General features: G+C 39.5%; 26 protein-coding genes. 9 read left to right on the forward strand and 17 right to left on the reverse strand.

Annotated features, from left to right (window positions below; genetic code table 11):
• Position 1: 1 nt before the first annotated feature.
• Positions 2-1,669: a peptidase domain-containing ABC transporter gene (locus D2V08_RS04855; protein WP_119606949.1), complete on the reverse strand. Its 1,668-nt coding sequence runs from the start codon at positions 1,667-1,669 to the stop codon at positions 2-4.
• The gene (locus D2V08_RS04860) at positions 1,662-2,348 is read right to left on the reverse strand and encodes a TetR/AcrR family transcriptional regulator (RefSeq protein ID WP_182835490.1); all 687 of its coding nucleotides are present in this window, start codon (positions 2,346-2,348) and stop codon (positions 1,662-1,664) included. Before D2V08_RS04860 ends, D2V08_RS04855 begins: the two co-directional genes overlap by 8 nt.
• Positions 2,349-2,468: 120 nt before the next feature.
• On the opposite strand from D2V08_RS04860, the gene D2V08_RS04865 reads away from it, so the two are divergent.
• Genes D2V08_RS04865 through D2V08_RS04875 form a run of 3 tightly spaced genes read left to right on the forward strand, consistent with a single transcriptional unit; the run spans position 2,469 to position 4,273 of the window.
• A complete protein-coding gene (locus tag D2V08_RS04865) occupies positions 2,469-3,032 on the forward strand; it encodes a DNA-3-methyladenine glycosylase I (protein WP_119606950.1) in 564 nt (187 codons plus the stop codon).
• On the forward strand, positions 3,022-3,603 hold the full coding sequence (locus D2V08_RS04870) for a hypothetical protein (protein ID WP_119606951.1): 582 nt from the start codon (positions 3,022-3,024) through the stop codon (positions 3,601-3,603). The genes D2V08_RS04865 and D2V08_RS04870 overlap by 11 nt, the downstream gene beginning before the upstream one ends.
• Positions 3,590-4,273, forward strand: a complete 684-nt coding sequence (locus D2V08_RS04875; RefSeq protein WP_245980503.1) for a DUF2490 domain-containing protein — start codon at positions 3,590-3,592, stop codon at positions 4,271-4,273. The genes D2V08_RS04870 and D2V08_RS04875 overlap by 14 nt, the downstream gene beginning before the upstream one ends.
• Here the strand turns inward: D2V08_RS04875 and aat are convergent.
• Positions 4,262-4,918: a leucyl/phenylalanyl-tRNA--protein transferase gene (gene aat / locus D2V08_RS04880; RefSeq protein WP_119606953.1), complete on the reverse strand. Its 657-nt coding sequence runs from the start codon at positions 4,916-4,918 to the stop codon at positions 4,262-4,264. The genes D2V08_RS04875 and aat overlap by 12 nt on opposite strands.
• Positions 4,919-5,013: 95 nt before the next feature.
• A complete protein-coding gene (locus D2V08_RS04885; protein WP_119606954.1) occupies positions 5,014-5,391 on the reverse strand; it encodes a DUF3127 domain-containing protein in 378 nt (125 codons plus the stop codon).
• Positions 5,392-5,512: 121 nt separating this feature from the next.
• Between D2V08_RS04885 and D2V08_RS04890 the strand changes: the two genes are divergently transcribed.
• Together D2V08_RS04890 and D2V08_RS04895 are read left to right on the forward strand one after the other, a co-directional pair.
• On the forward strand, positions 5,513-6,664 hold the full coding sequence (locus tag D2V08_RS04890; RefSeq protein WP_119606955.1) for a sensor histidine kinase: 1,152 nt from the start codon (positions 5,513-5,515) through the stop codon (positions 6,662-6,664).
• A gap of 3 nt (positions 6,665-6,667) precedes the next feature.
• Positions 6,668-7,018 carry a hypothetical protein gene (locus D2V08_RS04895; RefSeq protein WP_119606956.1) on the forward strand — a complete coding sequence of 117 codons (351 nt, stop codon included), beginning with the start codon at positions 6,668-6,670 and terminating at the stop codon, positions 7,016-7,018.
• Here D2V08_RS04895 and D2V08_RS04900 read toward each other — a convergent pair.
• Both D2V08_RS04900 and greA read right to left on the reverse strand, forming a co-directional pair.
• Entirely contained in the window at positions 7,011-7,403 is a 393-nt protein-coding gene (locus tag D2V08_RS04900) for an HIT family protein (protein WP_119606957.1), read from the reverse strand. The two genes, D2V08_RS04895 and D2V08_RS04900, sit on opposite strands and share 8 nt — an antisense overlap.
• A gap of 68 nt (positions 7,404-7,471) precedes the next feature.
• Positions 7,472-7,948, reverse strand: coding sequence for a transcription elongation factor GreA (gene greA / locus D2V08_RS04905; RefSeq protein WP_119606958.1), 477 nt, complete (start codon positions 7,946-7,948; stop codon positions 7,472-7,474).
• 188 nt (positions 7,949-8,136) lie between these two features.
• Here greA and D2V08_RS04910 point away from each other — a divergent pair, with 188 nt between their 5' ends.
• Complete coding sequence (locus D2V08_RS04910; RefSeq protein ID WP_182835491.1) at positions 8,137-8,571, forward strand: Rieske (2Fe-2S) protein; 435 nt, start codon at positions 8,137-8,139, stop codon at positions 8,569-8,571.
• Between the two features lie 8 nt (positions 8,572-8,579).
• On the forward strand, positions 8,580-9,566 hold the full coding sequence (locus D2V08_RS04915; RefSeq protein ID WP_119606959.1) for an aldo/keto reductase: 987 nt from the start codon (positions 8,580-8,582) through the stop codon (positions 9,564-9,566).
• A gap of 4 nt (positions 9,567-9,570) precedes the next feature.
• On the opposite strand, the gene D2V08_RS04920 is transcribed toward D2V08_RS04915, so the two are convergent.
• The 7 genes from D2V08_RS04920 to D2V08_RS04950 all read right to left on the reverse strand — a co-directional run bounded on the left by D2V08_RS04920 (position 9,571) and on the right by D2V08_RS04950 (position 17,289).
• Positions 9,571-10,572 carry a Gfo/Idh/MocA family protein gene (locus D2V08_RS04920; protein ID WP_119606960.1) on the reverse strand — a complete coding sequence of 334 codons (1,002 nt, stop codon included), beginning with the start codon at positions 10,570-10,572 and terminating at the stop codon, positions 9,571-9,573.
• 109 nt (positions 10,573-10,681) lie between these two features.
• Complete coding sequence (locus D2V08_RS04925; RefSeq protein ID WP_119606961.1) at positions 10,682-12,928, reverse strand: TonB-dependent receptor; 2,247 nt, start codon at positions 12,926-12,928, stop codon at positions 10,682-10,684.
• A 737-nt stretch (positions 12,929-13,665) separates the two neighbouring features.
• Positions 13,666-15,204, reverse strand: coding sequence for a DUF4301 family protein (locus tag D2V08_RS04930; protein ID WP_119606962.1), 1,539 nt, complete (start codon positions 15,202-15,204; stop codon positions 13,666-13,668).
• Entirely contained in the window at positions 15,197-15,766 is a 570-nt protein-coding gene (locus D2V08_RS04935) for an AAA family ATPase (RefSeq protein ID WP_119606963.1), read from the reverse strand. The genes D2V08_RS04930 and D2V08_RS04935 overlap by 8 nt, the downstream gene beginning before the upstream one ends.
• Positions 15,727-16,362 (reverse strand): nicotinamide riboside transporter PnuC, encoded by a 636-nt coding sequence (gene pnuC, locus D2V08_RS04940; protein ID WP_119606964.1) that lies wholly within the window; start codon positions 16,360-16,362, stop codon positions 15,727-15,729. Before pnuC ends, D2V08_RS04935 begins: the two co-directional genes overlap by 40 nt.
• Complete coding sequence (locus D2V08_RS04945; protein ID WP_119606965.1) at positions 16,346-16,606, reverse strand: YkoF family thiamine/hydroxymethylpyrimidine-binding protein; 261 nt, start codon at positions 16,604-16,606, stop codon at positions 16,346-16,348. The genes pnuC and D2V08_RS04945 overlap by 17 nt, the downstream gene beginning before the upstream one ends.
• 41 nt (positions 16,607-16,647) lie before the next feature.
• Positions 16,648-17,289: a 4'-phosphopantetheinyl transferase family protein gene (locus tag D2V08_RS04950; protein ID WP_119606966.1), complete on the reverse strand. Its 642-nt coding sequence runs from the start codon at positions 17,287-17,289 to the stop codon at positions 16,648-16,650.
• A 74-nt stretch (positions 17,290-17,363) separates the two neighbouring features.
• Here D2V08_RS04950 and ahcY point away from each other — a divergent pair, with 74 nt between their 5' ends.
• A complete protein-coding gene (gene ahcY, locus D2V08_RS04955; RefSeq protein ID WP_119606967.1) occupies positions 17,364-18,680 on the forward strand; it encodes an adenosylhomocysteinase in 1,317 nt (438 codons plus the stop codon).
• 68 nt (positions 18,681-18,748) lie between these two features.
• On the opposite strand, the gene D2V08_RS04960 is transcribed toward ahcY, so the two are convergent.
• Entirely contained in the window at positions 18,749-19,327 is a 579-nt protein-coding gene (locus tag D2V08_RS04960; RefSeq protein WP_119606968.1) for a DUF3332 domain-containing protein, read from the reverse strand.
• Between the two features lie 85 nt (positions 19,328-19,412).
• On the opposite strand from D2V08_RS04960, the gene D2V08_RS04965 reads away from it, so the two are divergent.
• Positions 19,413-20,585 (forward strand): D-TA family PLP-dependent enzyme, encoded by a 1,173-nt coding sequence (locus D2V08_RS04965; protein ID WP_245980507.1) that lies wholly within the window; start codon positions 19,413-19,415, stop codon positions 20,583-20,585.
• Positions 20,586-20,656: 71 nt separating this feature from the next.
• Here D2V08_RS04965 and rpmA read toward each other — a convergent pair whose 3' ends face one another.
• The 3 genes from rpmA to D2V08_RS04980 form a co-directional block, all read right to left on the reverse strand.
• On the reverse strand, positions 20,657-20,917 hold the full coding sequence (rpmA, locus tag D2V08_RS04970; protein ID WP_119606969.1) for a 50S ribosomal protein L27: 261 nt from the start codon (positions 20,915-20,917) through the stop codon (positions 20,657-20,659).
• A 25-nt stretch (positions 20,918-20,942) separates the two neighbouring features.
• On the reverse strand, positions 20,943-21,485 hold the full coding sequence (gene rplU / locus D2V08_RS04975; protein WP_119606970.1) for a 50S ribosomal protein L21: 543 nt from the start codon (positions 21,483-21,485) through the stop codon (positions 20,943-20,945).
• Positions 21,486-21,581: 96 nt separating this feature from the next.
• Positions 21,582-22,037 carry a DUF4199 domain-containing protein gene (locus D2V08_RS04980; protein ID WP_119606971.1) on the reverse strand — a complete coding sequence of 152 codons (456 nt, stop codon included), beginning with the start codon at positions 22,035-22,037 and terminating at the stop codon, positions 21,582-21,584.
• Positions 22,038-22,188: the final 151 nt, after the last annotated feature.

Below are 22,188 nucleotides of genomic sequence, written 5' to 3' on the forward strand. Positions count from 1 at the left end.
TTTATTTTAAGTTGATCAATCTACCTTTATCCATTCGAACTACTTGATTACAGCGACTTTCCCATTTTGGGTTTTCACTTACAACAATAAGGGCCCATCCATTTGCTGGGTCGGTCAAGAAATCCATCATCCTCTCTGTTCCTTCTTCATCATATTGCTCCAAAGGGTCTTTTAGAATCATGAGTTTGGGTCTGGTCACAATACTTCTGGCCAATACGATTTTTCTGGAAATAAAATCTGGAATCTTTTTTCCTTCGGGGTACAAAATGGTGTTGAGTCCATGGGGCTGTTCTTTTACAAATTGTGTCAGGCCCACTTTTTCCAAGGCCCAATACACATCTTCCATCGGAATATCTTTGTTTCCGAAAGTAATATTGTTCAGCAGTGTCCCCTCAAAAGGATATTCCTCTTTAAGAGAGTGCCCTAAATAGGAGCGATACTGACTTAATTTTACTCCCTGAAGCGCCACATTGTTCACATATATTTTACCTGAATCGGGTTCCAATATTCCAGCAATCATCCGAAGCAAGGTGGACCTTCCTGATCCGCTCTTTCCCTGAATCAATAAGTTGGTACCTGGACGAACCGTCAAGGACAAATGGTCTATAATTTTCTTTTCTAATCCGGGAACCTTATATACGATATCTTCGAGTTCCACGGTTAAACCCTCGTTATCTTTAAATGGAGTTTCCCCATCTTTTGGCTCTAGTTTTTTGTCCACAACTTGACCCATTTTCTCCAAAGAGGTCAATAAGTCATAAAAAGTTTCGAGACCTAAAATCAACTTTTCCACAGAACTGATTACCAATAAAATAATGATTTCCGCTGCCACAAACTGACCTATGTTCATTTGCTGCTCCAACACCAACAATCCACCAATTAATAACAAACCGGCCGTTACCAAGACCTTAAAACCGATCATTTGAATAAACTGAAGGACCAAAACCTTAAAGTGGCTTTCCCTTGCCTCCAAATAATCTTCCACCAGCGCATCGTTTTTATCCAATGCATGGGATGTTTTTCCTGAAAGCTTAAAACTTACGATGGAACGTGCAATCTCCTGAACCCAATGTGCCACCTTGTATTTAATCTTGGATTCTTCTAAACTGGTATCTAACCCTCTTTGCGCTGTAAACTTGAACACAATGTAAATGAGCAAGAGCAAGAGCAATCCATAAATAATAAAGAAAGGATGGTAAAAGGATAGCAGCAATAACCCAAATACAATTTGTAACAAGGCCGCTGGAAAATCGATAAGTATTTTAGAGAGCGATTTTTGAACCGTAAGGGTATCAAAAAAACGGTTAGCAAGCTCTGGGGGGTAATAATATCTTAGTTCGCTCATCTTAATTTTTGGGAAACGGTAGGCAAACTCAAAGGAAGATCTGGTGAAAATTTTCTGCTGAAGATTTTCAATAATCCGTATTTGCATTAATTGAAGTACACCTACAAAGGCTACGCCCAAGGTTACCAGTACCACCAGTACAATCCAAGATGTACTTACCCTGGCTCCTTGTATGAGGTTAATAATAGCCTGTATGCCCAAGGGAAGGGAAAGGTTTACCAAACCGGCAAATATGGCATAGTAAAATATTTGAAAAATGTCCTTTTTGTCCAAAGTCAAAAGGCCCATTAGCCGTTGCCAAGCAGTGAGTATTTTTTTAGCCATCTATTTTTTGATTTAATGTGCGAAATATTAGATCCGTAAAAAATTTGGTCGGTGTAACTGTTTCGTTACAATTGGTAAGCTTTGGAAAATGTTCCTTTAAAAAATATTGGTGAAGCGATCCTTCCAGAACATTACTCGCCAGACTAATAGGGTATGGATACTTCTCATCCACAGCAGAAATCATATCACTGAGACGGTTTACCAACCTTTTATAAACCACAAAGTAACCATCCTTATTTTCTTGGTTCACCTCTTTTACCAAATACGATTTTGAATATTCATTGATAACCAGTCTGTTCAACACTACTTCGTTGACATGTGTTATAGAGCTGTCCTCTTCTACATTCTTAGTGAGAATCTCCACTGCTTTTTCCAATTTTTTAACCGGGTCGGAGATACCATTTGTAGCGAAGACCATCCTATATTCGACCCATCCCCAATACCACGTAGCCAAATAGAGCAATAGCTTGTGCTTGTTCTCGAAATAGCGATAGATCGAGCTTTCATTGGAATTTATTTTTACGCCCAATTTTTTGAATGTAAAATGGTCAAATCCCATTTCATCAATCATTAAAATGCTTTGCTCTACAATATTCTTCCCCAAAGTTGAAGACTCAGGGTCTTTTATGTAAAGCTTTTCATTAACACCAATTTTTAAGGATTTCATCAGTAAATCCATCACACTTCACTTTTAAAATTTAGTCTCGCAAATATAAAAGTATTACTATCATATTATAATACTTTAACTTTCAATTAACTCTTGGTTTTTTCCTTTACTTTTGACAAAAACCGGACGGCAATGCAAAAACACAGATGTGGATGGTGTGTGGGCGACCCCCTCTATGAAGCCTACCATGATAACGAATGGGGCGTACCCGTAAAAGACGATGACACCCTTTTCGAATTCTTGATTCTTGAGACTTTTCAGGCGGGTTTGAGCTGGATTACCGTATTGCGAAAGCGTGAAAATTTTAGAACAGCTTTTGATCAATTTGACTATAAGAAGATTGCGAATTACAATCAAACTAAGATTGAAGCTCTTCTGCAGGACTCTGGAATTATCCGAAATAAGTTAAAAGTAAACGCCACCGTATCCAATGCGAATGCTTTTATGGAGGTTCAAAAAGAGTTTGGTAGTTTCAGTAAGTACATCTGGAGTTTTGTGGATGGCAAACCCATTAAAAATGAGTGGGGAAATTACAAAGATGCCCCGGCAACAACTTCCTTATCCGATACTATTAGCAAGGATTTGAAAAAAAGAGGCTTCAAATTTGTGGGAAGCACGGTGATTTATGCACACATGCAGGCCACCGGTATGGTAAACGACCACGAAGTAAACTGTTTTAGGTATCATGAAGTTTAACTATTTCTTCTTTTTAGTGCTAGGTGTCGCTCAAGTTACGTTGGCTCAGAACAAATATGAAAGTGAATCAAGAATAGCTTTGGACGAGTTTCCCATTAAGTCTTATTCCCTCATCCAGGACTATTTGAAGGATGCAAAAAGAGTGCGATTTTACCAGGAATCGGACAGCACCAAAAAAAGTTACGAAGCCAAGTTTAAAAAGGGACGATTACACTACAGCGTTGAATTCGACAAAGAAGGTGTACTAGAGGATGTTGAGTTCAAAATAAAAGAAAGGGATATTCCAAATGATACATGGAGCGCTATCCAATTTTATTTGAATGAAAACCACGGCAAGCACAGGGTAAAAAAGATGCAGCAGCAATATCCCGTTCAAAAAGGACAATCTATCGAAAAAACCTTGCACAACGCCTTTCAAAATCTTATTCTGCCCGAAGTAAACTATGAACTGGTATTTTCGGCCAAAGAAAGTGATGGGTTCCAAGAATATGAAGCTCTGTTTAATTCCGAAGGACAATTGATTAAAATTCGAAAATCCTTTTCTCCAAGCTATGATCATGTCCTTTACTAAGTGGTTTTTATTTTTTGTTTTCTTAATGCTGATGGGCACCGTTCAAGCCCAAGAGAACTTGACAGGTTATTGGCAGCCACAATTTGCTGTGAACTATCAGGTATCAGGTTCCTATTCCCACAATTTTTCAATTGCCAACCGAAACTACATCGTTAATGATGAAGAATTCACCCTAAAAGTAAGGCAATTGGACCTTGCTCATTTTTCCAAACTCAAGATGAGGGATAATCAAAGTATTGCGCTGGGCATTCAATATCGTTTTCGTCAGAATTTTGAAGATGGGGAGAACGAACTGCGCCTTACCCAACAATATAACATTACCAGCAAACCTCATACTATTCGTTTTGGGCACCGACTGCGAACCGAGCAACGCATCACCAAGGCACTGACCACCCACAGGTTCCGTTACCGTTTTGCTTTGGACTTTCCTTTGGTTGGGGAAAAACTGGATCCGGGCGAACCTTACTTTGTTGGGAGTTTTGAAAATCTCTTGAGTGTGGCAAAAAGCAATGCCCCGCAATACGATACTCGACTTTCTGGCCAAGTGGGATGGCAATTGAACAGTGGTATAAAGTTTCAGATGGGAGTGGAATACAGAATAGAGGATTACGGCTCCGGCCTACCGCAGGACATTTTGTTTTTATTGACGAGTGCGCAATTATCCTTGTAAGATCTTTATAAACTCTTTTCTAGGAATCAATTCGGCCCCCAAACTCTCCAAGTGGTTGGTATGTACTTGACAATCGATAAGTTTGTATCCTTTTTCGCCTAATTCCTGCGCCATTTTTATAAAGGCAAACTTTGATGCATTGGACCTTAAACTGAACATGCTCTCACCACAGAACACGTGTCCTAAATCAACCCCGTACAAGCCACCAACAAGCTCCCCGTCTTCCCAAACTTCAAACGATCTGGCATAACCCTTCTTGTATAGATCCATATAAGCAGTTTTCATTTCAGGGGTAATCCATGTACCGTCCTGTCCTTTTCGCTCAATTTGGGCACAATAGTCCATTACCTCCTCAAAACACTTGTTTTGGGTCAATGTAAATATTCCATCACGAAATACCTTACGCATACTTTTGGACACTTTAACCTTTTCCGGGAAAAGCACCATCCGTGGATCGGGTGCCCACCACAAAATCAAGGAATCATCATTGAACCATGGAAAAATTCCATTTTTGTAGGCCAACAACAATCTTTCTGGGGACAAATCACCTCCAACGGCAAGCAACCCGTCCTCACTGGCCGTATCGACTGGAGGAAACTCCAACCTTTTGCTCAAAAAATGTAAGGGAGTATTTTCCACAAGCAATTTTTCCTAAAAATACAAATCAGGGTAAAAACAAGAAAATCTGAACACAAGGCCCAGATTTTCGCAATTGATTCTATTAAAAATACCTTTTTCTTTTAGAAAGGCAAGTCATCATGGTCTTCCTCATTCAGGTCGTCCGCAGGCTCAAAAGCTTCCATTGGAGGAACGGGAGGCATATTGTCCGAACCTTGTTCTTGTTGTATGTTTTCAATTCGCCACCCTTGAATGGAGTTGAAATACTTGGTCTCTCCTTGAGGGTTCACCCACTCTCTACCTCTTAAGTTTATACTGATTTTCACCATTTGCCCAACACTATAATTGTTTAGCAAATCGCACTTGTCCTGAACAAACTCAACCAATATATGCTGCGGATATTGCTCTTCCGTAGTCACGACCACTTCTCTTTTTCTGAAACCATTGTTACCATACGTTTTGGTTTCATCTATCATTTTGATTCTTCCCTGAACTTCCATGCAATGTTAATTTTTGTTGAAAACTCAAAAGTACATAAAATGAATTCCAATGGCAGACGTTATTTTAACGAACTATCAACATGTTTTCCATTTACTATCTTTAAAAAGAAATTGACTTCCAATGAACTTTAGCCCCAAACGGAAAACCTCCAACATTATAATGCTGATTTCGGCATTTATCATTGTGAGTCTAATTCTGTGGAACACCAATAGTTTTTTTAAAAAATTCAAAGAGGAAGAGCGTTTAAAAATGGAAATTTGGGCCACGGCCCAATTGGAACTTATCCAATCCTCCGTAGATCAAGAACTGGGGAACCTCACCCTTAAAGTATTGGGAAACAACACCTCCACCCCAATGATTTTGATGAACGAAGAGGGATCCTACAAAACCCACAATATACCAGAGGACAAAATAACAGACAGTGTATATATTCAAAAGAAGATTGCACAATTCATAAATGAAAATGAGCCCATACAGATTATTCAAGAGGATGAATTGTTGGAAACGCTGTATTATGGCAACTCGGAAGTCTTGAACAAGTTGAAGTACTATCCATTGGCCTTGCTGTTGATTATTTTCTTGTTCGGAGCAGTCATTTTCTTTTTCTTTCGGACGAACAAAGCGTCGGAACAGAACAAACTCTGGGCGGGAATGGCCAAGGAAACGGCTCATCAAATTGGAACTCCCCTTACTTCCCTCTTAGGTTGGAATGAACTCTTAAAATCAGAGGATATCAACCCAGAAGTAACACAAGAAATAGCGAAGGATATTGATCGCTTGGAAACAATAACCGAACGTTTTTCCAAAATTGGATCTGTTCCGGAATTAAGGGAACATGATATTGTTGCGGAAACCAAAAAAGCTTATGATTACCTAAAGCAACGAAGTTCCAAGCTTGTTCATTTTTCTTTTAGCTCCAATGTAGATAAGGCTCCTGTTTTAATGAATCCTCCGCTATACAATTGGAGTATTGAAAACCTTGTTAAAAATGGTATCGACGCCATGAAAGGAAAAGGGAATATTGCCATTCAAATCGAAAAAAAGGGACAAACCATCAACATTTTGGTTTCAGATACTGGCCATGGCATCCCCAAAAGCGATTTTCAGAACATTTTTAACCCAGGGGTTACTTCCAAACAAAGAGGATGGGGATTAGGACTTTCGTTGGTAAAAAGAATTGTTGAAGAATACCATAAAGGAAAAATTAAAGTATTTTCGTCTAGTAAAGAAGGAACTATCATGCAAATTTCCCTACGAGCAAATGAAAATTGAACTATGGCCAAGGAAAAACAACTTGTAATACAAGAAGCTGATATCACCAACAATTGCCCCGAATGTTTTAATCAGGAACTTAAAATTACATTTTACCAAAAACACACTTTTAATGCACTTTACCACAGAACCACAGGTGTTGTGACACATGAAATCAAATGCACGAAGTGTAACTCGATTATTTATCCAGTAAACTGGACCCCAGATATTGAGCGGGTTTTTGACTACTACAACAAACTAGTTAAACCCGACAGACCAGCTGTAAGGTTTACCATGCTATTTTTTGTCATTTTGGTAGTGATGCTGTGCTTGATAGCAGCTGGAGTCTATTTTTACCTAGAAGGACTTAATTAAGAAAAGACCGGATTTCCGCTGCAACGTTTTCAAACTCCTTGGCAGTAAAACTCTCTTTGTGTTGAAAAGTGGCATTCGCCATACTTTGAAGCGGAATGAGATGCACATGCACATGGGGTACCTCTAAACCAATAACGGACATTCCAACGCGTTTACAGGGCACCGCTTTCTCAATGGCAAGTCCTACCTTTCTTGAAAAAGCCATAAGCTTCATATAGGATTCCTCATCAAGGTCCATAATCTTGTCCACCTCTTTTTTCGGAACACACAATGTATGCCCTTTGGAGTTTGGGTTGATATCCAAAAATGCATAGTTATCATCATCCTCGGCAATTTTATAGGAAGGTATTTCCCCATTAATGATTTTTGTGAAAATGCTGGCCATTCTGATTCCGTTTTAAAATAAAAAATCCCGTCTTTCAACGGGATTAAATATAACTAATTTTGTTGCTCTTATTCTCGAGTAATCTCTAAAATCTCAAATTTCAAGGTTCCGTTGGGTACCTTGATCTCTGCTACATCACCAACTTCTTTTCCCAATAATCCTTTTCCAATGGGGGATGTTACCGAAATTTTACCTGTTTTTAAATCTGCTTCACTCTCTGCCACCAAGGTATACTTCATTTCCATACCATTGGCTTGATTTTTAAGTTTAACGGTAGACAGGACCAAGATTTTGGAGGTATCCAATTGTGATTCATCTATCAAACGGGCATTGGCCAAGGTTTCTTCCATTTTGGAAATTTTCATTTCCAAAAGTCCCTGGGCTTCTTTCGCTGCATCATATTCTGCGTTCTCGGAAAGATCTCCCTTGTCCCTTGCTTCTGCAATAGCTTGTGAAGCTTTGGGACGTTCTACATCTTTTAAGTAATTTAACTCGTCCCTCAATTTCTTTAATCCTTCGGGTGTATAGTATGAAACGTTGCTCATATCGTTAATTTTTAATGCAAAGAGGCATCAAAGAAAATCAAAAAATTTCCCCTATGGCATCCTTTCTTTATAAATACAAAAAATCCTCAACTATACCCATGCCCTGCATGGTATTTTTGCGAGGATTTAACGCAAATATAGACAAATTTTCATCAACTTTGTTGCTCAACCGTTATCAAACATTGACTATGAAGCACTTCTGGGCCATTGTCCTTTTGGCACTTATAGTATCCTGCAGTTCGGATACAACCAATCGAAATCCTTATTTACAGGAAGTACGATTTCGATTCGAGTTGAACCTCAATCTACCATTGTACAATAATTTGCAAAATATTGGAAATCCCGTTTATGTGGGCAACAACGGAGTAGGTACAAGAGGTGCTTTTGTCATAAATACAGGGTCTAGTTTTATGGCTTGGGAAGCCAGTTGTCCTAACCATGTTCCCAATGCATGTTCCACCATGTCCATTGATGGGCAGAACGCAGTTTGTAGTTGTGAGGGATATACCTATAATTTATTTACAGGGCAGCAACTGGATAGGCCCGATGATGGAAACAGATATCATGACCTTTTATTTTATAGAGCCACACAGAGCGGAAATGTTGTTATTATATCCAATTAAATTGAAGAATGAAGTATAGAAAACTCGGAAAAACAGGAATAAAAGTATCGGAAATCTCCTTGGGCACCTGGCAGGTAGGCGGTAAATGGGGCTCTGGTTTTGATGATGCTTTAGCTGAACATATTATCAATGAAGCCATAGATGCAGGTGTAAATTTTATAGATACCGCTGATGTTTATGAGGCTGGAGCAAGTGAAGCAGCGGTTGGCCGAGTAGTCAAATCAAGGTCTGAAGAAGTTTTTGTGGCCACCAAATGTGGTAGACAGATCAATCCACACGTGAATGAAGGGTATACTGTTGAGGTACTGCGAAAATATGTAGAGGACAGTTTAAAAAATACCGGGTTGGATTGTTTGGATTTGATTCAACTGCACTGTCCACCTACTGAAGTTTATTACAGACCCGAAATTTTTGAATTGTTCGATCGATTAAAGGATGAAGGCAAAATAAAAAACCTCGGTGTCAGCGTGGAAAAAGTGGAAGAAGGCTTAAAGGCCATTGAATATCCCAATGTGAACACGGTTCAAATCATATTCAATATGTTCCGACAGCGCCCTTCGGAATTGTTCTTTGAACAAGTTCGAAAAAAAGATATTGGCGTGATTGTCCGTGTGCCTTTGGCAAGTGGGCTGCTTACAGGAAAATTTTCATCGGACTCCACTTTTGACAAAGACGACCATAGGAACTTTAATAGAGATGGTGCAGCTTTTGATAAAGGTGAAACCTTTAGCGGCGTCCCTTTTGATTTAGGCTTAAAGGCCGTTGATGAACTTAAAAAAGTATTCCCACAGAGAGATAACCTCGCACCAGTTGCGCTTCGATGGATATTGGACTTTCCCGAGGTGAGTTGTATTATTCCTGGAGCATCAAAAGTGGAACATCTCAACAGCAATATCAAAGCCGCGGAATTACCTCCGTTAACAGACAAAGAAAAGGTAGCTGTAAACGAAATCTACGATAAGCACATCAAAAAACATGTGCATCATCTTTGGTAAGATATTATACGGTGCCTAGAATTTTTTCCATGACCCAATTGGTATTCAAACCAGTCTTTCCAGTTGATGGATGTACTGCTTTGTCCAAAAGATGATTTTTGATATTTTCCACATGAAACTCCTGAATATGTTCGGGATGTGGAATTTCCAATGTTTGATGCCCTGATGCATTCTCCAATTCAATCGGTGCTTCATCCAAAATGGCAAAACGAATGCTTCCTTCGGAACCTAAAATTTCGACTTTATCGCTGCGATGGTGCGTTCCAAAATTCCAACTGCCGGTACCTGTAACACCTCCTTCGTGCATCCAATTTGCTGTTACCGCATCAAAAGCGGAATACAGTCCAAGTTGGTTGGTTCCAAAACCGTTGGCATCGACAATATCTCCTAAAAGAAAGGCAAACAAATCCAGTCCATGACTGGCCAAATCATCAAAATAGCCACCTCGGGCAATAGTTGCATCGGTCCGCCAATTATATTTTTTGCTCAAATCGACCTCATTGGGCGGTTTAGTCTTTTGCCAATGAATATGCCGTACTTCACCGATCAAGCCTTTATCCAGCCATTGTTTAATTTTTAAAAAACGGGGCAAGGAACGTCGATAATACGCTACAAAAAGTGAAATATTCTTAGCTTGAAAGGCTTTATAAATCGCTAAACTGTCCTCGTAGGTTGGAGCCATCGGTTTTTCAATACAACAGGGTTTACCAACCTGGGCCACCTTTAATGCATACAATTTATGGGTATCTGGAGGGGTAGCGATATAAATAGCATCAATATTAGGATTATTGATAACCTCATCGGCGTTGGTGGTCCATTTTGGAATATTATGACGTTTGGCATAGTCCTCTGCCTTTTCGGTATTGCGCCGCATGACCATATCCACTCTAAAACCGAGAGTATCTTTATAAGCGGGAACGCTCTTTTTTTCTGTAACGCTACCACAGCCTATTACACCCCAGCGAAGGGGTTTTTCTTCGGAAAAATGAAAACGAGATTCTGTCATTGTGTTAAAATTACAGAATCCCGTTAAAAAAATTGAGTTAAAACACAGTTCTCGATACAAAATCCCTTCTGGGTTTTACTCGAACTGACTCCTTGTCTTCCTTAACTTCTTAAAAATTGACTGTTGCTCCCAGAAGAAAGTTGATTCCTGCTTGTGGGTAGTATCCAGCACCTTCTATGGTTGTGATGGTTCCAGGGTTGGAATAATCATCATCAAAAGTGTAAAAATATCCGTTGGAGACAATATCAGCATCAAAAATATTGTTCACCAAACCAGATAGCACAATACTTTTTACAAAGGAATTGGTGTTGATGGTGTATTGAATATTAAAATCCGTCTGCGTGTAACTGTCCAAAACAGAGCCTTCGGAATCGATATTCCCCATATACTGCTTGCCTACAAATTTGGACAACAAGGAAACTTGAAAGTTTTCATTAGGTTGGTAGGAGATGATATTTCCAGCAATCAATTGTGGTGAATATGCAATGTGCGTATTTCCCAAATTTTGAAGCACTCCATCACGCTCAAAGTAGAAATCAATATTTCTGTTATCACTCAAAGCAATGTTTGGCCTCCATTTAAAGGCATTGGACAAGCTCACATTCGCGTCGATTTCCAGACCTAAACGGTAACTGTCCCCGACATTGGACCTTAAAGGCGCACCAACATCGTTCAATTCGCCCGTCAAAACCAGTTGATCTTTATATCGCATATAGTACACATTGGTGTTTAGCTGAAAACTTGGGGAAACGTACCTCCACCCCAACTCAAAATCGTTGAGTTTTTCCGGCTTTGGGCTTCCGCTCTCATAATCGTTACGATTGGGCTCGCGATTGGCCCTTGCGTATGATAGGTAGAAGTTATTGTTACGGTTTAAATCGAATGTAATACCTGCCTTTGGATTGAAAAAGTTGAAGGAATCATCCACCAGACCTGTATCATCACCATTGGCTTCGTAAGTTACCCCTCGGTATTGCACATCTCCAAATAAGGACCATAGGTCCGTTAATTTATAATTGGCCTTAGTGTATAGGTTGAAATCGGTTTTGGTGGAATTGTCGTCGTAGTATCTGTCACGAATTTCGCTGTTGCTGGCATATTCAGCCCAGATAATCTCACCAAAGTGATCCCCTTTGTACTCGTTATATCCACCACCCATAATAAGTTCGAGGTTGTCGTTATTGTACGTAGCTGAAAAAATAGCTCCATAAAAATCATTATCCAACCAGCGACGACGAATCAAATCTGTGTTTTCCACCAAATCACCGTTTATGGTAATGGGTTCCAGACCATAGGTGGCGAAATCGTCATCCTCCCTAAATTGCTCAAAGAAGCCTCGCCCTCTTGTGTAATGTACCGCCAAATGGGTGTTCCAAGCCGAGTTCCATGTTTCGTACCAATGTAGTTGAAAGTGATCTTGCTTGTAATCATCAACTTCGTTATCGTAAAACTGAGTGTTGCCGTTATCATCAGTATAAATTCCTGCTGAATTAAAAGTACGGTCGTTTTCCAATTGTTCTGGGGTAATACCATTCCAAGCTTGATAGGTAACTTCATGTCCACCAAAAAGCAAGGCTTTCACCAAAGTGTTGTCATCATTATAAACTCCTTGAAGAAAATAACCGTCTAATTCGGAAGCTGCACGGTCCACGTACCCATCTGAGGTAACTCGAGATAACCTTCCCGAGAATTCAAAATAACCATTCATTAATCCTGTACTGAACTTTACATTGTTCCGCAGGGTGTTAAAGCTACCCACAGAGGATGAAATTCTTGCATAAGCCTCTTCAGAAAAGGCATCGGTAAGCATGTTCAAACTCGCTCCAAAAGCACCTGCTCCATTTGTGGAAGTACCCACCCCACGCTGCAATTGCAAACTTTGGGTGGAAGAGGCAAAATCGGGCATGTTCACCCAAAAAGTTCCCTGTGACTCCGCATCATTGTATGGCACACCATTGATGGTCACATTTACCCTTGTCGCATCGCTACCACGAACACGGATACTCGTATAGCCCACTCCGGCTCCAGCATCGGAGGTGGTGACCACGGCAGGCATAAAATTCATGAGAATAGGAATATCCTGCCCTAGGTTTCGCGGGGCCAGTTCAACCTTGTCCAAATCGGAAAAAGTAATAGGGAACTCCTTGGTTACCCTCACTGCTTGTACCAGCACCTCGTCCAGCACCACTTTTTTTCCTTGCAGAGTGTCCGTGGGTTCTTCTTGGGCACTCATGGTAAGAGATAGGCCAAACAAGGCCATAATTGTACATAAAGTTTTGATGCGATTCCGTTTACGGTGTGTCGGTCCCGTTGAGCCAAGAACGGCCCTTAATTGAATAATTGAATAGAGTTTCATTCGTAAAAATGTTACGAATAAAAGGGGTCATTATTCTTTGTTAGTAATTGATTGTTGTTTCTAAAAGAAACATAGAAATTCCAAGATGCGACTTGCGCATTCCCTTGGCAGCATTACCCGCCCAGGTTCATTGGGTATAATCTCAGCCTTTTGGTAAAAGCACCCCTTTGAGATGTGACAAATGTAAGTTGTTGTCCGCATTTTTAAAAACAAATTCAATTAATTCTAAAAAAATATCGAATTAGAAATATTGCAAAAAAGAAAGGCTGCCGAAGCAGCCTCTCATTATTGCCAATTTAATGGTCACAAGGAAAAAAGACCATGGTACAGATTGGCAGAAATGGATAATACGTGGCTAGTGTTTACATAGCATCATCCTGATTCTTCATATTCTTGTTATTATTTCTGTTTTTTAGGTATGATATCAATATATACAAGGCCAAGACCAACGATACCACATTAAAGCACAGGACTATTTTGTATAACATATTATTTTACGTTGTTGCCTATCGTTTCCGAACCTTATGAAAAGAAGACCGCGCAAAATGCACGGTCTCTTACCAAATCAACCAACCTAGTTGAGACAACCCGCAAGGATTATCAAAATTTAATCATGTCATCGAAAACAATTTCGAATATACTTTTAAGACACGCTTTTTATAGACAGGTCACATCAAAGCACAAAAAAACCCGCTCTTTTTAAAAAGGGCGGGTTTAATATATTGCTTACAAGACTCTTATGCTTGATGCGTTGGCTTTAAAAGGTCGTTGACCGTCTTTACAGGATTGAAGGTTACTAATGGTACTTCAACAAAAATGGTATTCCAAAACGCCATGGCTCCATTCCATAAACCTGGAAGCTCCAAAGCTTTTAATTCTTTTCCTTCTTTGGTCTTTCCTGTGATAAATCCTTGCTTGGGATCCACGTAGTCCAACAAATTGAACTTATCCCCTTTATAGTTTCGAACACCACAAACCAAATCCACTGGATTAAAGTGTGTTGAATTCTGTAATATGGCAGCTTGATCTTTATTGCCCATATCAATCTGGGCGGATTCTATAATTTGAAGAGAAATATTTCCTTCACCATCTTTGATCCAAAAAGGACCTCCCCCAGGCTCCCCTTCATTTTTGACCATTCCACAAATTCGGATAGGACGATTAATTCTATCCTTCAAAACCGATTTTTGTTCTACTACCCCTAAATCATCATAATTATTGGGCATACGAACATTGAGGTCTTTTTCCAAAAATGCTTTTATCTCATCTGCCTTTTCCACAGCAACATCACTTTCTTCCAAAAGTTTAGCATAAGCAAAGGCCTTATCCTGAACTTTTTTCAGAACACCTGCCAGCATTTTTTTACTATTGGAAACCGTTTCCAAATTCTTATCAATCACCACATTATCAATATTTTTAATGAAGATGATATCGGCATCTTGATCATTAAGGTTTTCTATAAGTGCTCCGTGACCTCCTGGTCGAAACAAAATGGAACCATCACCATTTTTAAATGGTTTGTTCTCCATATCTACCGCTATAGTATCTGTAGAGGGCTTTTGATTAGAGTAAGAAACATCGAATTTGGTATCAGTCTGTTTTGAAATCTTTGGACCTACCAACGCTTCTTCTTTGGCAAACATCTCGTCATGTTGTTCCGAAACGGTAAAATGAAGATTAGCCTTGCCCTTTGTTTTTGCATAAAGAGCAGCTTCTTTCAAATGCTCCTCAAACGGAGTTGCTGTACCTGAACTATATTTATGGAAAGGCAAAAGACCTTTAGGATAAAAACCGTAGTTAAGACCACTTTCCGTCAACATTTCCTTAACAAAAAGATAGGCTTCTTCATCCTTGTTGGATGCTTTGCCCTCTATTCTTGACATTATCAAATCGTAAAAAGGAAAATCGGGGAGGTTCTCGGTAAACTTTTGGGCATCCTTGTCACCGGTTCGCTCCAGATATTCTGATAGTTTTTCCTTGGAAGGATCAAATGCTTCCAAAAAATTGAACATCGCCTTGAACATTCGGGATGCTGCTCCGGAAGCGGGCACAAACTTTAATAAATCAAGGTTGCCCCTGTTATCTTCAAAATATTGAAGCAGGCCTAGTTGCTCCTTTTCGGAGAACCGAAGTATGCCGTTGCCAACTACCGCGGCCTGCGATAGCTGAACAAAAGGGATGCCTTCTTTAAATGTTTGTATTTGATTTTCTACTTTTTCTTTGGAAATTCCTTTGGAATCCAATTGTTCCAAGTCTTTAGGACTTAATTCAATCATGTTTTTGGAGAAGTTTATCTATGTGTTTTATTGCTGTGGATAGCCTTGACGCTTTATCCCCTTTTAAGATAATAAATTTCCTGTTATTATTCTCCAAAGCCTCCCTGAAATACGCAAACATTCGTTCTCTCTCATCTGGTTTGTCACGTAAATCGTCCGCCTCCCATGGTGTATCAATATATGTCAAGAAGTATAGGTCGTAGGTGTTTTTTAAAGCATATTCTTCTAATTGCGGATCACAGGTGCTATTATAGTAGGCCTCGGAATATACTTTTGTCTCCAAAAGATCGGTATCGCAAATAAGTACTTGGTTTGCTTTCTTGGCCAATTCGTTTTCTAAACGTATCTGCCCATATGCGATAGGAACCAAGTCGTGCGGCTCACAAGTTTTCTGTTCTCTATCCCATTTATCTTGAAGGTACTCACGGGCATATTCGGGCACCCATTCCGTATGGTAATGCTTGGCCAATTGTTTAGACAACGTTGTTTTGCCGGTTGATTCAGGTCCAAAAAGGACTACTTTTATGAGGTTTGAAGGCTGTTGCCCAAGTTTTTCTTCCATACTAGATATCCCTGTATTGCCAATACAGTAAAAATGAGGTATTGTAAAGAGAACATCCCCCATCCTCTATATGCATACAAAGGTACAGTTATTAAATCACCCAAAATCCAAAGGGTCCAGTTTTCCAATTTTTTATTGGCCATATACCACATCGCGGTAAAGAAAATACCTGAAGTAAAAATGTCCACATAATTGGTTGGTCCTATTTCTGCGCCAAATGCCTTGTACACGCCATACGTAACCAACATGGTAAGTAAAAAGAAACCAAATCCAATCCATTTCTCCTTGGTATTTGTTCTGGAAATATGCACTACATGTTCCCTATTATCTTTTCTTCGGGCCCAATTCCACCAGCCATAAATACTCATAATGGAGTAATAGAAATTCATCATCATATCCCCAAATAAGCGATCTGTAAAAAATATGTAAGTGGTTATCACAGTTGCGACCAAGCCCGTGGGGTAGACCAGAATATCTTCTTTTTTGGCATAGACCACACTAGCAATTCCAAAGAAAAAAGCGGTAGCCTCTAAAATAATCAGGGATAGTTCCCGGTCTTGGTAGGGACCGAGAAAAAAATCAAAAATGGGGTTCATACTCGCTTCGGTCGGATTTTACCATTTTCATGGTCAGTACCACATGGTCCAAGTTTTCAAAACTTTCCTTGATTTCAGAATGGAGCAGTTCCATTACTTTATCATAATCGCCAAATACCTGTGTACTTAATGGATTTTCTAAAACGGCAAGTCCTGAATCACGCAATTTTTTGATAAAATTAATGATGGGTGCTTCAAAATCATCCTGAAGAGGGGATAAAGTAAGTTCAACGGATATTTTCATGGTCAGTTATGGTTTCCGGACAAAACTACGAAAAGGAATCATCATCCCCCCATCATTTTTAAGGCATACACACAAGTAAATCCTTCAAACTCCAAGAATTGAACTTCATAATGCGATTTTTTGCCTTGATACATGATTTCCGCTACTGTTCTGGTATCATCAAAAGAAAAATCAATGACATTGATATGCCTTAAAAAACTTAACCCCTGTTGTGCACATATTTTGTAGAGTGATTCCTTAGCTCCCCAAACAATAGTCAGTTTTCGCATCAACGCTTCGGAATTGGCCAAGGTTTTATACTCTTGAATCGGCGTGAATTTATGGGCAATCCGAAGGATTTTATCCCGCTGCATCTCAATATCGATACCTACTTCATCAGTTTCGCTAATGATAATCCCAGTAAAATTGTGCGAATGGGTAATGGAGATGAACTTTCCGTCTTTAAGATGGGGCTTGCCAAAGTCGTCGTAATACAGGTCATGATCCACATAACCTGCTTCTGCCATGAGGTGGCGAATACTTAAAAAAGCCCTTCTATGAGCTTCCGATTTCATCCCGTCCATACGGTTCTGACAATGCTGTGTAAGCTCCACATCTTTAGAAAGCTGGAGTTCTGGCTCGGTAACCTTCCAGATATAAACTTTAGTCGTTGGGGAAACTGTTATTGTTTTGTAAACGGGCATTAACAAAAGTTAAGTGATTTCGTATCTTTGTCGCACTATTTAAGCTAAGCTACAAAAGTAAATTTATAAAAAGTATGAGCACAAAGACAATTCCGTACGTACCTTATAAAGTAAAGGATATCTCTCTTGCAGATTGGGGAAGGAAAGAAATTGAGTTGGCCGAAGCCGAAATGCCAGGACTAATGGCATTGCGTGAAGAATACGGAAGCCAGCAACCTTTGAAAGGTGCAAGGATTGCCGGTTGTCTTCACATGACCATTCAAACCGCTGTTTTGATTGAAACCTTGGTGGCCCTTGGAGCAGAGGTAACCTGGAGTTCTTGCAACATTTTTTCCACTCAGGATCACGCTGCTGCTGCTATTGCTGCTGCCGGAATCCCCGTTTATGCATGGAAAGGAATGAACGAAGAGGAATTTGACTGGTGTATTGAACAAACGTTATTCTTTGGAGAAGACAGAAAACCATTGAACATGATTTTGGATGATGGTGGCGACCTTACCAATATGGTTTTGGATCAATATCCAGAATTGGCCGGAGGTGTAAAAGGCCTTTCAGAAGAAACCACTACGGGAGTTCACCGTTTGTATGAAAGAATGAAAAATGGAACGCTTCCGATGCCGGCCATTAACGTTAACGATTCTGTGACCAAATCCAAATTTGATAACAAGTATGGATGTCGCGAGAGTGCCGTGGATGCCATTCGTAGAGCAACGGATACCATGTTGGCAGGTAAACGCGTGGTTGTTGCAGGTTATGGTGATGTTGGAAAAGGAACTGCTGCCTCGTTCCGTGGTGCTGGTGCCATTATTACGGTAACGGAAATTGACCCAATTTGTGCCCTACAAGCTTGTATGGACGGTTTTGAGGTGAAAAGATTGGAAACCGTTATTTCCAAAGCCGATATTGTAATTACCACTACAGGAAACAAAGACATCATCCGTGAAGAGCACTTTAGAGCTCTAAAAGACAAGGCCATTGTTTGTAATATTGGACATTTTGATAATGAGATTGATATGGCTTGGTTGAATGGGGCCTACGGTGACACCAAAGACGAAATAAAACCACAAGTGGACAAATACACTATTGATGGTAAGGATGTTGTAATCTTGGCCGAAGGGAGATTGGTGAATTTAGGATGCGCCACAGGCCACCCAAGTTTTGTGATGAGCAACTCCTTCACCAACCAGACCTTGGCACAGATGGAACTTTGGAACAACAGTGATAAATATGCCAACGAGGTGTATATGCTTCCCAAGCATTTGGATGAAAAGGTAGCCAAGTTGCACTTGTCTCGCTTAGGTGCTGAATTGACCGAGCTTAATGAAGAGCAAGCAGACTATATCGGTGTAAAAGTAGAGGGGCCCTATAAGCCTGAATACTACCGATACTAAGTACTAAAGTGCTATAAAACAAAAAACCCATGGCAGAACCATGGGTTTTTTTATTGGATATTATGTTCTTAATCAGCCAATAGGGTTTCACCATAGTAGCAGGTCTTGCTTTCCTGTAGCAAAGCCAAACCTTCTTCCCTAGTGCTCATTGGGTCAATTTTTACTTCTTCACCATTTGGCATGTAAACAATGTAGAATCCTTCTTCAAAAGAAGATAGTTTTATAATTTCTCCATTAGGACGTATAGCGTTCCAAGATTTCTCATCCGGCTTGTACACCAAATCAATTTTCTTTCCTTTTTTAGGGCCTTCCACAACAGTTACCTGAATTCTATTTTTGGTGGCGATCATCTCAAAAGTATTACCATCGTGTTCGACCATTTGAGTTTCGGATTCCCCATCTTTCATAGCAATTGGATTAGATCCGGACCAGAACTCAATAACATTGAAGATAATGGCATCTCCTAAAAAGAATAACCCATACACAGGTACTATATTCAATCCCCAAAAAATTAGGTTGTCCAAAAACTTACTGTCCGTTAACCCCTGATTCCAATCTTTCAAATTATTGAAAGCGCTAAAAGAACCTAAGCAGCTAGTGAATAAAATAGAGCAAGCAAGTAGTGATGAAATAATTACTTTTTTCATGATATAAGATTTATAGTTAATGATATTAAAGCTACGAAAAGATTTTTACTAGCAACATACGTTTGAAACACATTCAGATTTAGGCATGGAAAAGTCTGCAACATCCCAACGTGATTATTACCTTTATTTGCTCAAAATGGCAGAAATGGAAAATAATTGGTACATCATAGAAAATGTGGAAACAGTCGATTCTCCTTCAATTGCATTGTACTTGGAGCATCTCAAATACAATATAAATGAGATGATTTCTCTCGTTGAGGGAAAAACCGAAAGATTGATGCCACATATAAAAACCAACAAAATGCCCAAGGTGATGGAGCTTTTATTGGCTTCGGGCATCTCAAATTTTAAGGCCTCCACCATTTCTGAAGCAGAGATTGCCGCCGAAGCTGGTGCCAAATCTGTTTTGATTGCCCACCAACTTGTCGGGCCAAAAGTTGACCGCTTACTTAGTTTGATAAAACACTTTCCAAATACACAGTTTTCCACTATTTTGGACAATATGGACAGTGCTGAGCTTTTAAATCAAAAAGCTTTGGAACATGAAATCAAACTCAATATTTATATTGACATCAATAACGGCATGAACCGATCCGGTATTGAAATCGGTCCAGGTTTAGATGAATTGATGGCCTATTTAAAAATATGTAATTCTTTATTTTTCAAGGGACTACATGCTTACGACGGTCATTTAAGAGATGCTGATTTCACTATTAGGAAAGGAAAAATAGAAAAGGGAGTAAAGGATGTTGAAACTTATTTTGAAGCGCTCAGAATCGACTATCCAGCAGCTGAACTAATATGCGGGGGAACTCCATCCTTTACTTCGCATGCGTTACAAGAAAAAAGGATTACTAGTCCGGGCACCTGTGTACTTTGGGATTGGGGCTACGGTGAAAAATTAACGGAACAAAACTTTAAACATGCCGCCCTTTTAGTGACCCGAATTATTTCCAAGCCAACAGAAGGAATCATAACCATTGATCTGGGCCATAAATCTGTTGCAGCAGAAAATCCTATTGACAAGCGGGTTAAATTCCTAAATCTTGATGGTTATGAATTGCTTTCACAAAGTGAAGAGCATGGTGTAATCCAAGTAAAAGATTGGGATAAGTTTAAAGTTGGTGATGTCCTATATGGCCTTCCATACCACATCTGCCCCACCATAAACCTGCATGATGAAGTTTCTGTGATTGAAAATGGACAAAAAGTGGATTCTTGGGAAATTACCGCTCGAAAACGAAAAATTCGATTTTAAACTTAACATCTACTTAAAATAAAAAGGCTCCGCAAATGCGGAGCCTTTTTAATCAATATTATTGCTGATTACTAAGCTTCAAAAGGTTCGATGGAAACATAAGATTTGCCACCTACTTTTTTCTCAAACTTAACTAAGCCATCTACTTTGGCATGCAAAGTATGATCTTTTCCTGCATATACGTTATCACCAGGGTTATGCTTGGTACCACGTTGTCTTACAATAATGTTACCTGCACTTGCTGCCTGACCACCAAAAATCTTGACACCTAAGCGTTTCGATTCTGATTCTCTACCGTTTTTTGAACTACCTACACCTTTCTTGTGAGCCATGATATATAAATTTTAGTTCTTTTCTTTATTTGCTTAACGCTTCAATCAACTCGGCTTTCTTCATGGAAGAGTAACCGGTAATTTCCTTGGCTTTCGCCATTTCCTTCAATTCAGCAACAGTTTTGGAACTCAAATCCTCAGTAGTTGCCTTTGGAGCTTCCTTTTTAGGAGCTGCGGCTTTTTTCTCCGCCTTTTTAGGTACAGCAGCAGGTTTTGCTTCAGCTTTAGCTTTTGCCGGAGCCGCTTTCTTTGCACCTTTAGCTACAATACCTTCAACAACGATTTCAGTCAAATATTGTCTGTGACCGTTTTTCTTACGGTAACCTTTACGTCTTTTCTTTTTAAAGACGATTACCTTATCTCCTTTTAGGTGCTTTACAACTTTGGCTTCAACAGCCGCACCTTCTATGACCGGGGCGCCAATGGTTACGTTACCACCATCTTCCAAAAGAAGAACTTTGTCGAAAGTAACTTTTTTACCTTCGTCTTCCTGCAAACGGTGAACGTACACTTTTTGGTCTTTTGCAACTTTAAATTGCTGCCCTGCCATCTCTACAATTGCGTACATAATGCGTTGATTAGATTAAAATTATTTCGCTTTTATCAAAATTAGCGGGTGCAAATATACTGCTAAATCCTTAATCCACAAGTATTCCTCCTTGATTTAGCCCATAATTTTTTTAGAATTGTTACTTGTTTTAAAAAGCTGCATAAAAGAAAGTGTCAAAACCAAGGTTGTAGCGAATCCCATAATGGCCACGGTAAAAAATACAATCCCTTGGAAATTCTTATAGTCGCCGGACCATGCCGAGGAAAGCTTGTCCAAAAAAGCGCTATCCAATTCTGTTGCATAGAATGCGAAGAAAATGGTAAACAAAAGTGTGGCCACAAACCCAGTGGTAACGCCAGCTGTAAATCCCTTTCCATAACTAAAATCTTTGCCCTGCTTAATTTTGGTGTACTTAATGGTCTCGTAAATGCCGAAACCAGTTATAACTCCATTAAATAAACTATAGAATACGTTGGTGTGTTTTCCCATTAAGGCCAAAATCAAAAAATATGCTATCAGCACAGCACTGGTAACTATTCCAAAACGAATTGGAAGGGTTAAATTTTTCATATAATTGTTTTTTGGTTCATTGTATAATTTACTGAATGTTTGTGAATTATGCCATATTTTAAACCCTAAGACTTTTATAAATCTGCAGGCCTTCCGAAAAATATTCTATATTTAGCGTAACATCGATTGGAAAATCGACACCAACCTCTTA

The organism is Flagellimonas lutimaris (assembly GCF_003581615.1).
Taxonomy (GTDB): Bacteria; Bacteroidota; Bacteroidia; order Flavobacteriales; family Flavobacteriaceae; genus Flagellimonas; species Flagellimonas lutimaris.

What these genes read in the sequence shown, in the direction of transcription:
- D2V08_RS04860 (WP_182835490.1), bottom strand. Translation starts at nt 2,348, where the DNA reads ATGGATTTACTGATGAAATCCTTAAAAATTGGTGTTAATGAAAAGCTT.
- pnuC (WP_119606964.1), bottom strand. Translation starts at nt 16,362, where the DNA reads ATGAACCCCATTTTTGATTTTTTTCTCGGTCCCTACCAAGACCGGGAA.
- ahcY (WP_119606967.1), top strand. Translation starts at nt 17,364, where the DNA reads ATGAGCACAAAGACAATTCCGTACGTACCTTATAAAGTAAAGGATATC.
- D2V08_RS04980 (WP_119606971.1), bottom strand. Translation starts at nt 22,037, where the DNA reads ATGAAAAATTTAACCCTTCCAATTCGTTTTGGAATAGTTACCAGTGCT.
- D2V08_RS04920 (WP_119606960.1), bottom strand. Translation starts at nt 10,572, where the DNA reads ATGACAGAATCTCGTTTTCATTTTTCCGAAGAAAAACCCCTTCGCTGG.
- rpmA (WP_119606969.1), bottom strand. Translation starts at nt 20,917, where the DNA reads ATGGCTCACAAGAAAGGTGTAGGTAGTTCAAAAAACGGTAGAGAATCA.
- D2V08_RS04945 (WP_119606965.1), bottom strand. Translation starts at nt 16,606, where the DNA reads ATGAAAATATCCGTTGAACTTACTTTATCCCCTCTTCAGGATGATTTT.
- D2V08_RS04870 (WP_119606951.1), top strand. Translation starts at nt 3,022, where the DNA reads ATGAAGTTTAACTATTTCTTCTTTTTAGTGCTAGGTGTCGCTCAAGTT.
- D2V08_RS04950 (WP_119606966.1), bottom strand. Translation starts at nt 17,289, where the DNA reads ATGCCCGTTTACAAAACAATAACAGTTTCCCCAACGACTAAAGTTTAT.
- D2V08_RS04885 (WP_119606954.1), bottom strand. Translation starts at nt 5,391, where the DNA reads ATGGAAGTTCAGGGAAGAATCAAAATGATAGATGAAACCAAAACGTAT.
- rplU (WP_119606970.1), bottom strand. Translation starts at nt 21,485, where the DNA reads ATGTACGCAATTGTAGAGATGGCAGGGCAGCAATTTAAAGTTGCAAAA.
- D2V08_RS04855 (WP_119606949.1), bottom strand. Translation starts at nt 1,669, where the DNA reads ATGGCTAAAAAAATACTCACTGCTTGGCAACGGCTAATGGGCCTTTTG.
- D2V08_RS04915 (WP_119606959.1), top strand. Translation starts at nt 8,580, where the DNA reads ATGAAGTATAGAAAACTCGGAAAAACAGGAATAAAAGTATCGGAAATC.
- D2V08_RS04910 (WP_182835491.1), top strand. Translation starts at nt 8,137, where the DNA reads ATGAAGCACTTCTGGGCCATTGTCCTTTTGGCACTTATAGTATCCTGC.
- D2V08_RS04890 (WP_119606955.1), top strand. Translation starts at nt 5,513, where the DNA reads ATGAACTTTAGCCCCAAACGGAAAACCTCCAACATTATAATGCTGATT.
- D2V08_RS04935 (WP_119606963.1), bottom strand. Translation starts at nt 15,766, where the DNA reads ATGGAAGAAAAACTTGGGCAACAGCCTTCAAACCTCATAAAAGTAGTC.
- D2V08_RS04900 (WP_119606957.1), bottom strand. Translation starts at nt 7,403, where the DNA reads ATGGCCAGCATTTTCACAAAAATCATTAATGGGGAAATACCTTCCTAT.
- D2V08_RS04930 (WP_119606962.1), bottom strand. Translation starts at nt 15,204, where the DNA reads ATGATTGAATTAAGTCCTAAAGACTTGGAACAATTGGATTCCAAAGGA.
- D2V08_RS04965 (WP_245980507.1), top strand. Translation starts at nt 19,413, where the DNA reads ATGGAAAAGTCTGCAACATCCCAACGTGATTATTACCTTTATTTGCTC.
- greA (WP_119606958.1), bottom strand. Translation starts at nt 7,948, where the DNA reads ATGAGCAACGTTTCATACTATACACCCGAAGGATTAAAGAAATTGAGG.
- D2V08_RS04865 (WP_119606950.1), top strand. Translation starts at nt 2,469, where the DNA reads ATGCAAAAACACAGATGTGGATGGTGTGTGGGCGACCCCCTCTATGAA.
- D2V08_RS04875 (WP_245980503.1), top strand. Translation starts at nt 3,590, where the DNA reads ATGTCCTTTACTAAGTGGTTTTTATTTTTTGTTTTCTTAATGCTGATG.
- D2V08_RS04895 (WP_119606956.1), top strand. Translation starts at nt 6,668, where the DNA reads ATGGCCAAGGAAAAACAACTTGTAATACAAGAAGCTGATATCACCAAC.
- D2V08_RS04960 (WP_119606968.1), bottom strand. Translation starts at nt 19,327, where the DNA reads ATGAAAAAAGTAATTATTTCATCACTACTTGCTTGCTCTATTTTATTC.
- D2V08_RS04925 (WP_119606961.1), bottom strand. Translation starts at nt 12,928, where the DNA reads ATGAAACTCTATTCAATTATTCAATTAAGGGCCGTTCTTGGCTCAACG.